Consider the following 14840-nt stretch of genomic DNA (forward strand, 5'->3'; position numbering starts at 1 on the left):
AAGCGGGATGGGACAACGCTATGGATTTATTTATGCGCATCCGGATGATGAAACGTTTCTCAGCGGATGTTTGATTCGGCAGTTTGCCGATCAGGGAGACCGGCCCGTCTTGCTGCTCGCCACAAGAGGCGATGCCGGAAGACAGGGGCTGGAGAGAGCCGCAGATAAAGCGGAACTGGCGAGATTGCGGGAACAAGAAATGGTTGAGGCAGCGGATGTGCTGGGCATTTCGCATATCGAACATTTGGGCTGGCCGGACGGAAGCTTGGCGGACATCGATTTCGACAGTCTCGTCGCCGGGGTTGTCGCGTTCATCCAGCGTTATGAAATAGAGAATGTGTTCAGCTTCGCCGAAGATGGCGGCAATGGCCATCCGGACCATGTCACCATATCCAAAGCGGCGACGGCGGCGGTGCTGAGCGGTCAATGCCCGAGCGTCCGCAGGCTTTATTATGCGTTATCGAACGGCTTGCGCGAGCAAGGACATGAGCCTTCAATCATTGTGGATACGGAGAAGGACTGGGCGACGAAGGCAGCCGCCCTGAAAGCTCATGCAACGCAGCATGTGGCGATCGCCAAATACTTCGGCGATTTGGACGTTTTCCCGGAAGCGCGCAGATGGGAAGCCTTCGTGCTCGGGTGGCAGGACGGCGTCTTGTGGCCGGAGGCGAAGATACGCACAACATCAGAATAGCAGATGGGCTTAAGGATGGAGGAACAAGATATGTCAATCATTGCAAAAGTGGAAGCTGTGCTCATCGCAGATGAACCGGGAACGTTCGTTACCCGGGAAATCGACGGCGTGGAGCTTCAATTCGGCGGTATCGAAGGCGACAGGCATTTCGGCCTATTCGCCAAGGCGAATGTGAGACAGCCTATGTACAAACGGGGAACCGAAATTATGAACCGGCGGCAGCTCAGCATCGTTTCCGTCGAGGAACTTCAAGGCATCGCGCAGCGGTTAGGGGTAGAAACGATTCGCCCTGAATGGCTGGGAGCCAATCTGCTGATTAGCGGCGCTCCGGAATTGACCAAGCTGCCGATGGGTATCCGGATGATGCTCCCAAGCGGCGGCGGTCTGGTCTGCGAAGGAGAGAATGAGCCTTGTACCGGACCGGGCAAAATGATCGCCGATCATTACGGAGACAGAAGTTTAACTCAGCGGTTCGTTAAGGCGGCCTGGAAGAGCAGGGGGATCGTAGCCTATGTGGAGCGTCCCGGCGAACTGAAAAAGGGCGATCTCGTCGAAATTCATAATTCATTCCTATGACTTTCGGCCTGCTACCCCCGCATAATGACGAAAGAGATCGAATCTTATGGTGTAAGCAATAACGTACAAGATTCGGTCACTGGAGGGTAACCCGGCAATGTCGCTTCGTAACTGTGAAACATGTGGAATCGTATTCGTGTCCCAATATGAGAAACTGTGCATAACATGCTCTCAGCAGTTTTTGGCCGAGTCGCATAAAGTGAAAGACTTTGTTCGCCATCATCCGCGAGCGACCTTGATTGAGGTATATCATCAGACGGGCGTACCGCTGAAGACGATCAAACATTTGATGCAAGCATAAGCGAACTGTTGTGGATATAAGAATAAGATATTGGAGGGCGGCTGCAAAGGCAGCTGCTTTTTCGTTTTTTTGCGAGGGAAAGAATAGTCGACTGCGAACGTATGTGCTATAATGGATGAATGCTGAGTAAAAAGACTGGAGATGAAAGATGAATCCTTCATTGCTTCGAAACCGAACTTTTGTGTACATGATGATAGGCGAAGCTATCCAAGGCGCAGGGCTATGGACCAGTATTATCGCCAACTTGCAATTTATGCAAAGCCATGTTCCTTCTGATCTAGGCAAAAGCTTGATCTTAATGTGCGGATTATTTTTAGGCGTGCTCATTTCGCCGCAAGCCGGCGTTTGGGCCGACCGCTATGATAAGAAGAAAATATTGCTGTTGTCAGGCTTATTCCGCTGTCTGGCACCGCTGACCATGTTCGCTGCGCTGCATTATGAATCCGTTGCGATCATGCTGCTGTCCGTCGTCATCATGCAGCTGGCGGCTACCGTGTATATGCCTACCGTGCAAGCGGCATTGCCTTCTGTCGTGGCTGCTTCCGAGCTGCTGAAAGCTAACAGCGTGAATTTTAACGTCATGACTTTAGCGCGAATCGGAGGTACGGCTGTGGCGGGAATTCTCGTTTCCGTTATGAATCTGTACACCGTATATGCGTTATCGCTCGTTTTCTACATGATTCTTGTCGTGTTGATCACACAGTTGAAGATTCCCTCTGCAGCAACGGCAAGCTCCGGAAATGTCCGCAATAAGGAGAAAATTCGCTTCACAGAACTGTTCCCGCTCATTCGCCAGGAGCCGTCCATTCTCATTGCGCTTCTGAATAGCGGGGTTATTACGTTATTTCTCGGCGGTTTTAATTTGCTTGTGCTGAAGTTCAGCGAGATTCAAAACAAGCCTGAACTGATGGGCTGGATTTATTCGCTTGAAGGCACCAGCATTCTGGTTGCCGGCTTATTCGCCAAACGATTGATCGGCAAGCGGAACCTGGTCACTAGTTCTACGTTATTCATGGTATTATTTGCCATCGCATTCGCCGGCATGTCCTTCAGTGAGAGCAGCTATGCCGTTCTTGGGTCATTCGTCATCTTTGGCTGCGCTGTCGCGTTTTTCTTCCCTATGATTTCTACACTCTTTCAAATTAAAGTGCCAGGCGATGTGCAGGGACGCTTCTTCTCGTTCCGCGGGATGCTGGACCGCGTGATGTTTCAAGTTGCGTTGCTGGCAACCGGCGCATGTCTGGATTGGCTGGGTATCTCGCCCTACCTCGTGTCGTTGGCGGTCTTGACGCTGCTAAGCGGTTTCCTGACGCTCCTGATCGCGAAGCGGAAGGCTGTCGATGTCAGGCAGCCAAGATCTGGAGAAGCGCTGGAAGGGTAGCGGATAGGACCGTAAAGAGGCTCTTTTTCAATTGAAAAAGAGCCTTTGGTTATTTGTGCATATGTACGGGTGACGTCAATCGAGAGATTGCAGTATGGGGCCAAGACGTCTTTTTATTCCTCGATATCCCAGGTGTCGCCGATGCGGCTAATTTTGTAGCACGATCCTTCGAAGGAGATGCAAACTTCCAGATTCAGCTGAGGCCATGTCAACAGCCAGCTTTCTTCGTTGTTTTCATACTGGATAGGCAGCGCTTCGTTCAGCTCGCGTATGAAAGTGAATACATGCGTATCATCGCCTGCATCACGCGTGAAATCAATCCATACCCCGGTGATTTCTCCCGCGTTTACTTTCGATAGCAGCTCCATGAGCCAAGTGGGGATAGCTTCGTTATCTTCAAGCTCGTTATTGACGATCAGCTCTTCGAAAGATAGATTTTGCTTCGTGGAAGGGGGGGTGCCCGTTAATTTGGCTCCCAACTCTCGTAGAAGAAGGAGCAGTCGATTATTGTCCAAAGCGTGCATGCGGCTTCCTCCTAACTAACTGGAAACATCGTATTGACTTTCAATTTGCCGCCGGACGGTTGAATGTCCAGCTGTACCTTGTCGCATTCCACTTCGGTACCGTCACGAAGGTAGCCGACCCCGGCGCCTGCTACGTCTATGACGCTGCCCATGCCCACCAGATTTTTCTTCGGCGCATTTTTGGATACCAGTGCGGAATAGGCTGTTTGAAACGCTTCTTTGTGCTTGTCGTCCGAAACGAATTTCGATGCGGCTTTGCCAGGCGGCACCTTACTGACGCGGCCGGATGGCGCAGTTCCGCTTTTTAACCGTTCTCTCTGCTGTTCCTCTGTCGTATGCGCCCCGTGGTCCGCGTAAGAGTGTCCGCCGCCGACATCGTAGGTACTTGGATTATCGGGATCCAATCCGTCGAAAAGCGTCGCATCCACTTTCTGAATCGTTCCCGCAGATGAGCCCGAGTCCGTCTCGCCAGTCTGGAGGGCAGCCTTCATTTGCAAGCTTGCTCCGCCTAGATCGGCTGCTTTGGCTCCCATTTCATCCGCTTCCGATTCCAATCCTTGATCGTCATTCAAAGAGCCAAGCGCCGTCTCCCCGGTTGGGCGTACTCTTCCTTGCTGCTGCTGCACGACGTGCCAGGCCTCATGCGGCAGATGTTCCTCCTGTCCCGGACCTACATGGATATCATTGCCTTGTGCATACGCCAGCGCCTGCACTTGGGCAGGCTTGTCCGAGTTATAGTGCACTTTCACGGCGTCCATCGACATCCCGGAAAGACTCTCAACGCCGGTCTTCAAATGATCCGGCATGCCGGTGTTATTTGCTTTGCGCTGAACCGGCGCGGACTGGGATTGAAACATCTGGGCGACCGCACGGTTGCCTATCGTTCTTTGGAGCTGAGCGATGCCGTTCGGAGAGAACGAGGAGATGCGATCGGATGTGCTGCCTGCCGGTGCTTGCTTGTGCGAACGTTCTGATGAAGAGCTTTTGTTCACATAGGTATGTAAGCCCATGGTTACGGGTTCACCGCCCTTAACTGTTGGATGATTATCAATTCTAGTTATTTCCTATAATACCTTTTTAATTGCGGGAAAAACAACCGTGAACTTTGAGGGTTGGTGAGTGGTAGTGGTCCGCGTGAGCTGGGGATGAGCATGGCTAAGCGGGCGGTTCGTGCGGGCAGGAGTTGAGCATGGCTCGGCGGGAGACCGTGCTGGCCGGAGCAGCACTGGCTAAGCGGGAGCGGTCTGTGCTGGCCGTTGCCGAGCATGGCTTAGAAGGAGCGTAACTGGAATTTCTCCTGTTAATTTCGCGATAACTAGCCTCATCCGGCGTCATAACTGGAAAATATCCTGCTAATCATGGAGGAATGGCCGCCATTTGGTCATTTATCGTAGATTTAACGGGATGTATTCCAGTTATCCAATAGAGCAAGCTACTTGGTTAGCGGAATAACAGGAGTTTTTCCATTTATCGGTTGGTTGCCTGCGCGGCGATTCGGAATTCTAGCAAGTCCGGCCGCCGAATGGGGGGCTGACCGCCAAATGAGCTCCGGCCACGGAATGGGGGGTGACCGCCCAATAGGGCTCCAGTCGCCGAATGGGGGTCCGACCGCCATTAGGTGACCTGGCTGCCAGTAGTCTTGCCGCTCTAGGAGCTCCGGCTGCTCTTAGAGACCCTGCTGCCAAATGGCCTCCGGCCGCCGAAAAAGCCCCAGCCACGAACAGGGACCACCACCAAAAGGTGCTGGTCCCTCTTTCCGTGCTGCATAAGAGGCGAAGCTGCAGCATTATTAATGCTTTGCAAACACATTCAGCAGCAGCTCGTCCTTGACGGGATCTTGCATATCCCATGCGGTGGCGAAGCGCACCTGATGCGAGACGCCGAGTATCTCGTATTTCTGGACGAGATGCTGCCTCGCGGAGCCGATGATGAGGGAATGAAGCCGCAGCTGCTTCTTCTGGCCAAGCGCGGCGAGCTTGCCAAGCGTCGCTTTGGAGATCTGACCGACGCCATCCGTGACCATCACGAAGTCGGCATCGTGAAACTGCGGCTGGTGCTGGACGATGTCCATCCCCCGGCCAAGCGGCGCGTCGAAGTTCGTACCGCCGCCGAAGGCAAGCTGGGCGAGCCCGTAGAACCGGTCCCAGTCCGGACGCTTGTAGGACAGCACGTGTTCGACCAGCTCGCCTTTGGCTCCGAACAGGAGCAGGACGAAATCCCGGCGTTCCAGGAGGGAGAAGGAGGCGAACGTTGCGGTGAACAATTGCGCCAGCCGCAGCTTGCTGCCGCGCATGGAGTGGGACGTGTCGAGCATGCAGATGACGGGACCCTTCTGAGGCTCCGGGGTGGAGCCGGTGTAGTTGTATGTCATCAGCTTGTTTTCCATCCATTTGACGAGGAAATACGGCTCGAAATCTTCATCGGCCAGCAAGCTGGCTTCGCTCGGGAGCAAATGCGCGATGTCGCCGGAGTGGCGCAGATCGTCGTAGGCTTCGGGCACGTAGGGCGTGCGCAGCTTTTTGCGCGCCACCCGCAGGTGGTGGACATTGCGGCCCACTTCCTGCAGGAAGGCGACCAGATCTTTGCTGCGCTTCAGCTTCTCGATCCATTGCACGTAATGCTCGAACGTCTGCCGCCGCAGCTTCCCCAGCTCACTGCCCCAGCGCCGGTTCGCAAGACGCTGGCTCGCCTGCACGAGCTCGTGCACGTTGAAGCTGTCCGCCTCTTCGAGGGACAGCGTCTCCTTCAAGGAGCGGCCCAGCCAGTCGCCAAGCTCGTCCTCCAGCTCCTTCATCGCGGCGAGATCCCTCGCGCTCATGCGGTCCAGCTGCCGCTGCCGGCGATTGAGCTCGTCCTCCGCCTTGCGGAGCTTCGCTTTCAGCTTGTCGCGCTTCATAAACTCCGTGCGCATCTCGCTCTGAAGTTCGGAGATCCGCTGCTTCAGCGAACGGATCTCTTCGGCGACGAGCGGACGAGAATCGGCAGCCTCCTGCTTGTCCTCGACAGTCCGCTTGCCCTGCTGCAGCGTATAGCCGACGAGCCGCAGCTTCTCGATCTGCTTGTCGGTGAGCCGCTCGCTGACGCTTTGCTCCTCCTGTCCGCTCATCTGCTGTTTTCTCTCCAAGCCGATGCCCATCTGCTGCTGTTCCTTCTGCCTTTTCTTCACTTCTTTCTCGTACGATTCCGTCAGCCACATCAGTGCTTTCAGGGCCGTCTTGAACGAGGCGTTCACCTGGCCGATCGTTCGAGGGTGAATGGAGACGTAGAAGTACTGCCTGGTCAATGTCAGTACCATCCAGCGGTGGAAGGGCGTTTCGGGAGCCGTCCCGTCGATCTCCGGCTTCGGCAAATAGAAGCACATGAAGAAATCGGCGAACAGCTCAAGTGTAAACCAAGGGGCTTGCCGCACCGCTTCGCGCATCCATTCCTGTGCGACGCGTGAAGAATGGACATAGCCCTCAAACACATACCGGTCGACCCGGGTGCAGCGAATGATCATAGCTGAAGTACCTCTTAGAGAGTATAGTCGTACGCGATTCCCGGAATTTCACGGTCGAACAAGGTGCGGTACAGTCCTTGAACGGATTGCAGGATACGCTCTCCTTGGATTCGCAGATGAGTGAACTTGACGGCATATTGTTCGGAATGCTGCAGAAAGATCGATTGCGAGGCAATCCATTCCGGCAATTTTTTCTCCTTTTCCTGCCAGGAGATCAATCTGCCGCGCAAGCTGCGGGCGGTGTCCTCCAGCTCGGAACGGCAATCCTCCAGGCTTTGCTTCAGCCGCTCTGCCGCATCTTTGTGAAGTGCGCCGCCAATCTCTTTTTTGAATTGAAAAGCGTGGAGCTCGTCCTCTTTATCCAGCCACTTTTTCACCGTTAAATTGTACATCTGCAGAGGCAGCTCTTGCTCCATTTCGCGTTTGAGCATGTCTTGGAACAGCGTATCAAAAATCGTTCTCACCTCTGTCAAATCCTCAGGGAAATCCCACAGCATATGAGGGGTGACGACGGTGTCCCAAACGTTGACACTGCTGCGGCCGTGAATGGCTGCAGAGATTTTCCATACATGTCCGATTTTATGCCAGCGTCTGTCGGACAGCACATAGTCCTTCTCCTGCAATGCCGTTTTCAGCTGAAACAACATGTAGACCAGAGCGTCCGGCAGCTGGACGTCCGCCGCCTGATTGTTTAACTGGCGAATATGCTCCGTCGACAATATGGCGGGCACAGGCGTATTCGGCGCTTGAAACATCAGCTCGAAGCTGGCAATTTGCTTCACATACTCAACTTCGAACCGGAATAAAAAACGGTCGTACAACGCGGCAAGCTGCTCGTTATCCTCAGGCAGCTCGTTGGAGGCCGCCATCAAAAACAGCAGCGGAGAGGGCTGTTTTTGCCGTCCGTTGAAGAACACGCGCTCATTCAGAATCGATAGGAGCGAGTTCAGAATAGCGCTATTCGCCTTGAAAATTTCATCCAGGAAAGCGAAGCGGGCGCTGGGTAAGTAACCCTCCGTCAATCGGCTGTATTCGTCTTGTTTTAATTTCTGAAGAGAAACAGGGCCGAACAGTTCATCCGGCGTTGTGAACCGGGTCAATAAATAATCGTAATACGGCTCATTGCCGAATAGATCCGCTGCCGCGCGGGCCAGCTGTGATTTCGCCGAGCCGGGAGGTCCCACCAAGAGGACATGTTCGCCGCTCATGATGGCGAGGAGCAGAACGCGGATAAGTTCTTCCCGTTCCATGAACCTTTTCTCGAGATGCCCCATAGCTTCTCGCAGTTTGTTCTGTATGACGATGGGATCTTTCATGGTTGTTGGTCCCCCTTGGCATTAACTTCAGCCCTTATTGTATCAAACTGAGATGCAAACATCGAATTTGCGGATCGGTTGTTTGCATCGTTTGCACTCGCAAACGGTTCATGAGAAAATCGAAAGATACAGAGAAAGGAGCAATGCTTATGCGAATTGGTATTATCGCTGATACACACTTGTCGGCGCGGGCGCAGAAGCTGCCGGATGCGCTTCTTGCAGGCCTGCAAGGCGTCGAGCTGATTCTTCATGCGGGAGACTGGGTGAGCGAACATGTCGTCGATTTGGTCGAGGAGATCGCGCCGTGCGAGGCCGTCGCCGGCAATAATGACGGTCCGGAAATCGTCGAGCGGTTCGGCAGGAAGAAGATTGTGACGGCCGGCGGATACCGCATCGGGCTCATTCATGGCGACGGCTTCCGCAAGACGACAGAGGAAAGAGCCCGTGAAGCGTTCCGGGAAGAATTGCCGGATATCGTCATCTTCGGGCATTCGCATATTCCTTATCAGCAGAGCGTGGAAGGGATGCTGATGTTTAATCCGGGTTCGCCTACGGACAAGCGCCGCCAGCCCCGTTATTCCTACGGCATCATTGAGTTGGGTGCCACGATTCAGGCCATGCATCATTACTATGACAGCAAAGTATAGAGCAGGACCATGAAGCTTCTTGATGCCGCGGCTAACCGCCCGAAACCGCTTGGAAAACCGTCAGCTTGTCCCCAGGCTGCAGCTGGATGTCGAAGTCGTTCAGCCATGCGATATTCGTGTCATTATAGTAGAGCAGGACATGCTTGCGGACTTGGCCGGACTCGCTCCAAAGATGTACGCGCAACTGCGGGTAGCTTGCTGTCAATTGATCCAGCGCCTCCTGCAGCGTTCGCGCCTCCAATTCAAAGTTCACGCGCCCTCCCGTGCAGTCGCGCAGCAGGGAAGGGATGCTGACGGCTATGACCATGCTAGTCCTCCGTAATAAACGGCTTCACCGTCAAGATTCGGGAGAATTGTCCGGGCAAACGCTCCCAGCTTTCGCCGCGGTTCAGCGAACAGTATACTTCGCCCGACGTGGTCCCGAAGTAAAGCCCGTACGGGTCCAAGCCGTCCACGCACATCGCATCGCGCAGTACGCTGACGTGGCGCTCTTCTTCCGGCAGCACGTCGCCGATGGGCTGCCAGGCGGATTCGCCAGGTGCCATGCGGTATACGATCAGCTTGCCATCCCGCATGGAGCGCTGTTCACTGCTTTCGAGCGGAATCAGGAACAGATCGCCGGTTGCCGAAACCGCGATGGGGAAGCCGAAAGGCATATCGCCTTCACGCAGCGTTAGGCCCGCTTCAATCGGAATCCATGTATCTCCGCCATCAACCGATTTAAAAACGCCGCTATGCTCTTGCATATACAAAATATCCGGGTTACTCGGGTCGAGCACCATCTTGTGCACGCAGAAGCCGACACGTTCATCGGGCTGACCGGTCGGAACGCGATTCAAGCCGTTATTACTAGGCTTCCAGCTTAGTCCGCCATCCAACGTTCGGAACACGCCGACAGCGGAAATCCCGACCCACATCCGCTTCGCATCGCGAGGGTCGATGAGAATCGTGTGCAAGCACATGCCGCCTGCGCCGGGAAACCAGTCCGGCCGAGTAGGGTGCTTGGTCAGCGCATCGAGCTCCTGCCAAGACTGTCCGCTATCGCGGCTGACGAAAATGCCCGCTTCCTCGGTCCCTGCGAAGAGCGTCTCAGGTTCTGAGGCATGGCCCGGCACGAGCTGCCAAATGCGATTTAATGAGAAACCGCTTTCAGGAGAATAGGCAGGACCTTCCGCGATTTGTGTCCATGTCTCGCCGTCGTTATCCGACATTCGAATCGTTGCGCCGTAAGCGGCATGTGAGGTTCCCGCATATAGCTTATTGCCGTTTCTTGAATCGCCCAGTACGCTGTAGGCCTCCCAGCCCGGCAGAAATGGGCCTCGCAGAGACCAGTTCCGTCTTTCTATCGTAGAGGAATAAATAAAAACGCCTTTATTGGTACCAATCAGCAGCTGTACACGCTTAGCCATATACACCCTCCTCATTTTTCCTACTCCTATCCAATTCGACGAATGTCAAATAATTCCTGCCCGACTTTCATTACACCTTAGGTATTTACCGTGTTTGGGGACGTTATAGGGACATACACTGGCATAGTTATTATTTCCGGATGGTGGTGGTAGACGTGCCAAGGACGGTGGGGGTCTTACTGGACCTGAAAACTTATAAAGGCATTCCGCGAGGGAGAACAGGCAATGAACGTTTGGCGCTTTATGACAAGGCAGGCAGAATGCTCGGATTGAAGCCATTCTATATGTGTTTGCACTATGTGAATGGTAAATGGGCCCTCGGTTACTCCTACAAACGTAAAAAATATAAACTCATTCGCCGGGCCATCCCCAAAGTGACGCATAACCGTGCAATCACGCTAACTCCTTATCTGAAAAGGAAATTAAAGCTGCTCTCCCACTCAAGCAACGTGTTTAACCGGCAGAACCGCTACGATAAACATCTCATTCATAAGCTGGTTTTAGGCCATGCTTCCCTTAGCAAATATTTACCCGAATCGGTGAAATACTCGCGCAGACGCTTGGAGAATGCCATGAGCAAACATGCATCGCTTTTTATCAAGCCGACGAATAGCAGTGTCGGCAATGGCATTATCAAGATTTCAAGGCATGTGAGCGGAGCTTGGAAAATGTACGGCATATTCCGGAGGCCCAAGCTTGTTTCCCGTAAGCAGGCTGTTGCCTATGTCGGCAAGGCCGTTCGGAAGAAGACATACATGATTCAAGAAGCGATCCCGTTGGCCACTTACCGAGGCAGGCCGTATGATTTACGGGTTTCCGTACAACGCGGTGAACACGGACAATGGCAAATTACGGGGATCGTCGGCAAAGTCGCCGCTTCGGGCCGTCATGTGACCAATGTAGCCAAAGGCGGCTCGGTGAAACGGAGCGAGGAGCTATTCAAGGCTAGCGGCTTGGATCCTGAACAGGTGAAGCATGAACTGCATCAGGCAACGCTGGCGATTGCCAAGCATCTCAGCAATCATTTGCCGCACTTGGCTGATCTGGGTCTTGACGTTGGCGTCGACCAGAACGGGAACGTCAAGCTGATCGAGGTGAACGGGAGAGATCAACGGTATTCGTTCAAGAAGGCGAACATGCGGAGAACGTTTTATCAAACCTATGAAACGCCGCTGCGATATGCGAAATACCTGATGAAATGATCGTACCTGTAACCCTCCAAGAACCATTTATGGAGGGTTACAGGTATTGAATATAGGGAATAAAGGATTTCTTCATCGAGTTAGAGAGGTTATATTAGCAGAACAGAAGAATTCATAAATTCGACCTTTGTCGTATTGCAGCCATGTATAAAGTGGGATACACTGAGTCGATAGAGTGAACCAAGCAAGTAGCATGATTAAGGAGAGATTCTCTTTTGAAGACATTAATTATTGCGGAAAAACCGGACATGGGGCGAAATATAGCCGCCGCAATAGAGCCTAAAGCCAAAAACATGAGGTCCTACCTGGAGGGTGAACAGTATATTATCACCTGGGCCATCGGGCATCTAATTGAGTTGGCAGAACCTGATCAATACGATGAGAAATATAAGAAATGGAACATCAGCCATCTCCCGATTATTCCCGACGAATTCAAGCTGATTCCGAATCCGCGGACTTACGACCAGCTGAAAGTGATTGATGAACTAGCCAAGCGGTGCAGCTTGCTCGTCAATGCTTGCGATGCCGGGCGCGAGGGACAGCATATTTTCTCGCTGATTCAGCGGCATCTGGGACTTCGGCATCCCGTGAAGCGATTGTGGATCTCCGATCTGACGTCGGAGACGATCCGGCACGGCTTCGCAACGTTGAAGGACGGATCGGAGTATGAGAATTTAACCCGCGCCGCGCGTTCCCGCAGCGAAGCCGATTGGCTGATCGGCATGAACGGGTCGCGCGCTTTTACGACGAAGCATAACGTGCTGCTGTCCGTTGGCCGCGTACAGACACCGGTGCTGGCGCTTATCTACGACCGGCAGAAACAGATTGAAGCTTTCTCTTCGCTCAAATTTTACGAGTTGGAGGGCCATTTCTCGCAGGGGGATACGACGTATCGCGGCATGTGGCAAGGGGAGCGGCTGACGGAGAAGGACAAAGTCGATGCATTGGCCCTCAAGGTGAAAGGGAAGCCGGCACGCATTATTTCTTACGAAGTGAAGGAAACGAAGGAGTACCCGTTCAAACTGTACGATTTGACGCTGCTCCAGCGCGAGGCGAACGGCAAATATGCCTTCTCGGCGAAGAAGACGCTTGATACGGCTCAAGCGCTTTATGAGAAGCATAAGGTCATTTCATATCCAAGAACGAACTCGAACTATGTTACAGAACAGAATATACCGGAAATGCATAAAGCTCTATCCGCATTGCAGGGAACGGCCTACCATGACCTCGTGCAGGGAGCTAACCGTAATCTGGTGCACAAAAATAACAAAAGCATCTGCAATCCTGCAAAGGTCGAAGATCACCATGCGATTCTGCCGACGAATAAGAAAGCTTCAGGGCTGAGTCCGGACGAGCAGAAGCTGTATGATCTAATCGTCAGACGGTTCCTGTCGCAGTTCTACCCGCCGGCTGAATATAAGGTACATACGGTGATGACCGAGGTTGAGCAGGAAATGTTCAAGACAACGGTCAAAGAGCTGCTCCACCTCGGGTGGAAAGTGATTTACGCCGATCAGAAGAAAGAGAAGCCGAAATCGAAGGGGAAAGAGAAAGAAGAGGAAGAAGACGAAGAGGTCGAGGTCAGCGAGCCGTTCTCCGTTGATCCGCAGGGAGAGGTGCTCTGCCACGATGCGGTGGTGAAAGAAAAGGATACGCAGCCGCCCAAACATTTCAATGAAGGAACTCTGCTCAAAGCAATGGAAAGTGCGGGCAAGCAGATTGAGGACGAGGAGCTGCGCGATGCGATGAAGGACTCCGGTCTCGGCACGCCGGCTACACGGGCAGCGACGATCGAACGGCTGAAGAAAGTCGGCTACATCGAGATGCAGGGCAAGAAGATCGTCCTTACGCAGAAGGGCAGAATGGCGGTCGAGCTCATTCGCGGTGCAGGGATCGAGCTGCTTACTTCGCCGGAAATGACGGGCCAATGGGAGCGCCGACTGAACGAAATCTCCCGCGGCACCGCATCGGACGAGCAGTTCATGCATAACGTGAAGCGGTTCGCAACGCTTATCGTCGATAAGGTCCGCGTTCAGCCGAGAGCGGCCAAAACAGCCTTTGAAGGCGAAACGCCATCAGCCGGAACGGGCAAACGAACGCGCTCGAGCTCGGCCTCGACTTCGGGCGGGACCCGAACGAAAACGGCGGCGAAGCCGGCGCCTTCGGCGAAGCCGGCGGATGGAGCCGGCGCATTCCTTGCAGCATGCCCAAGACCGGGCTGCGGCGGTTCGCTGTTTATGGGACGCAAAGGATATGGCTGCTCGCATTACAAAGAAGGCTGCAAATTCGTCATATGGAAAGAAAGCTTCGGGCGAAATTTAACCGATGCGCAAGTGCAGGCGCTGGTGAATAAAGGGAAAACGGCGAAGCTGAAGCTGGTTCTAACTGACGGGACCGCTGCAGACGGGCGTATCGTTCTAAGAAATGTGGATACGGGAGAACTCGGCACAGAAATCGAGTAAAGGAGGACGCTGCGTGCTCGAATTAAACAATGATTGGGGAAACCTGCTGGCCGCCGAATGGGAGGAGCCATATTACAAATCGTTATGTGAATTTCTTGAAGACGAATACCGTACCCAGACGGTCTATCCTCAGCGGGAAGAGGTTTTCAATGCACTGCGATTGACTTCCTATGCCGCAACGAAAGTCGTTATCCTGGGCCAGGACCCCTACCACGGGAAGGGACAAGCTCATGGCCTCAGCTTTTCGGTACAACCAGGCGTGGCGACGCCGCCTTCCTTGCACAATATGTACAAGGAACTGCAGACTGACCTCGGCTGCCGCATACCTGATAACGGTTATTTGGTCAAATGGGCGGAACAGGGTGTGCTGCTGTTGAACACGGTACTGACGGTACGGGAAGATACGCCGAACTCCCACAAAGGAAAAGGCTGGGAGCGATTCACGGACCGTGTCATTCGCATACTGAATGAACGGGAGGAGCCCGTTATTTTTGTACTGTGGGGGAGCCATGCGCAGGCTAAGCTGAAATGGATTGATGAAGGGCGTCATTACGTGATTAAATCCGTTCATCCGAGCCCTTTGTCCGCGTATAGAGGCTTCTTTGGCAGCAAGCCATTCTCCCAGGTGAACGCGCTGCTCGACCAACTGGGAAGTCCGGGAATCGATTGGCAAATCCCGAATTTGTCGCATACGGAGCTCGAACAAGAGGATTCAGACAGGCAGCACGTCAAATTCGGATGAAAAAACAATTGGCATTACCATCTTGAGCATGGATAATGAAGAGGGACAATGTTTTCATACTTCATCGCCATGTGTTTGAACATTTCG

Annotated in this window: 13 protein-coding genes; 7 read left to right on the forward strand and 6 right to left on the reverse strand. The window is 53.5% G+C overall.

Features of this window, described 5'->3' with window-relative positions:
• Positions 1 to 7: 7 nt before the first annotated feature.
• From J2X61_RS20455 to J2X61_RS20465, 3 genes are all read left to right on the forward strand, one after another.
• The gene (locus J2X61_RS20455) at positions 8 to 694 is read left to right on the forward strand and encodes a PIG-L deacetylase family protein (protein WP_310190095.1); all 687 of its coding nucleotides are present in this window, start codon (positions 8 to 10) and stop codon (positions 692 to 694) included.
• Between the two features lie 30 nt (positions 695 to 724).
• Positions 725 to 1270 carry an MOSC domain-containing protein gene (locus tag J2X61_RS20460; protein WP_274468432.1) on the forward strand — a complete coding sequence of 182 codons (546 nt, stop codon included), beginning with the start codon at positions 725 to 727 and terminating at the stop codon, positions 1268 to 1270.
• Positions 1271 to 1719: 449 nt separating this feature from the next.
• Positions 1720 to 2952 carry an MFS transporter gene (locus tag J2X61_RS20465; RefSeq protein ID WP_274468435.1) on the forward strand — a complete coding sequence of 411 codons (1233 nt, stop codon included), beginning with the start codon at positions 1720 to 1722 and terminating at the stop codon, positions 2950 to 2952.
• A gap of 113 nt (positions 2953 to 3065) precedes the next feature.
• Here J2X61_RS20465 and J2X61_RS20470 read toward each other — a convergent pair whose 3' ends face one another.
• The 4 genes from J2X61_RS20470 to J2X61_RS20485 all read right to left on the reverse strand — a co-directional run bounded on the left by J2X61_RS20470 (position 3066) and on the right by J2X61_RS20485 (position 8291).
• Complete coding sequence (locus J2X61_RS20470; protein WP_310190097.1) at positions 3066 to 3476, reverse strand: hypothetical protein; 411 nt, start codon at positions 3474 to 3476, stop codon at positions 3066 to 3068.
• A gap of 11 nt (positions 3477 to 3487) precedes the next feature.
• Complete coding sequence (locus J2X61_RS20475) at positions 3488 to 4486, reverse strand: eCIS core domain-containing protein (protein WP_310190099.1); 999 nt, start codon at positions 4484 to 4486, stop codon at positions 3488 to 3490.
• Positions 4487 to 5265: 779 nt separating this feature from the next.
• Positions 5266 to 6975, reverse strand: a complete 1710-nt coding sequence (locus J2X61_RS20480) for a vWA domain-containing protein (RefSeq protein WP_274468441.1) — start codon at positions 6973 to 6975, stop codon at positions 5266 to 5268.
• Positions 6976 to 6989: 14 nt separating this feature from the next.
• Entirely contained in the window at positions 6990 to 8291 is a 1302-nt protein-coding gene (locus tag J2X61_RS20485; protein WP_274468442.1) for an AAA family ATPase, read from the reverse strand.
• A 149-nt stretch (positions 8292 to 8440) separates the two neighbouring features.
• Between J2X61_RS20485 and J2X61_RS20490 the strand changes: the two genes are divergently transcribed.
• Positions 8441 to 8938: a metallophosphoesterase family protein gene (locus J2X61_RS20490; protein WP_310190101.1), complete on the forward strand. Its 498-nt coding sequence runs from the start codon at positions 8441 to 8443 to the stop codon at positions 8936 to 8938.
• Between the two features lie 31 nt (positions 8939 to 8969).
• On the opposite strand, the gene J2X61_RS20495 is transcribed toward J2X61_RS20490, so the two are convergent.
• The gene (locus tag J2X61_RS20495; protein WP_274468445.1) at positions 8970 to 9245 is read right to left on the reverse strand and encodes a MoaD/ThiS family protein; all 276 of its coding nucleotides are present in this window, start codon (positions 9243 to 9245) and stop codon (positions 8970 to 8972) included.
• 1 nt (position 9246) lies between these two features.
• Positions 9247 to 10347, reverse strand: coding sequence for a WD40/YVTN/BNR-like repeat-containing protein (locus J2X61_RS20500; protein WP_274468446.1), 1101 nt, complete (start codon positions 10345 to 10347; stop codon positions 9247 to 9249).
• A 167-nt stretch (positions 10348 to 10514) separates the two neighbouring features.
• Here J2X61_RS20500 and J2X61_RS20505 point away from each other — a divergent pair, with 167 nt between their 5' ends.
• The 3 genes from J2X61_RS20505 to J2X61_RS20515 all read left to right on the forward strand — a co-directional run bounded on the left by J2X61_RS20505 (position 10515) and on the right by J2X61_RS20515 (position 14753).
• Positions 10515 to 11549: a YheC/YheD family protein gene (locus J2X61_RS20505; RefSeq protein WP_310190104.1), complete on the forward strand. Its 1035-nt coding sequence runs from the start codon at positions 10515 to 10517 to the stop codon at positions 11547 to 11549.
• 215 nt (positions 11550 to 11764) lie between these two features.
• Positions 11765 to 14011: a type IA DNA topoisomerase gene (locus J2X61_RS20510; RefSeq protein WP_310190106.1), complete on the forward strand. Its 2247-nt coding sequence runs from the start codon at positions 11765 to 11767 to the stop codon at positions 14009 to 14011.
• Positions 14012 to 14024: 13 nt separating this feature from the next.
• Entirely contained in the window at positions 14025 to 14753 is a 729-nt protein-coding gene (locus J2X61_RS20515; protein ID WP_274468450.1) for a uracil-DNA glycosylase, read from the forward strand.
• The last annotated feature ends 87 nt before the right edge of the window (positions 14754 to 14840 follow it).

Source organism: Bacillus sp. 3255, assembly GCF_031456485.1.
In the GTDB taxonomy this organism is placed as follows: domain Bacteria; phylum Bacillota; class Bacilli; order Paenibacillales; family NBRC-103111; genus Paenibacillus_E.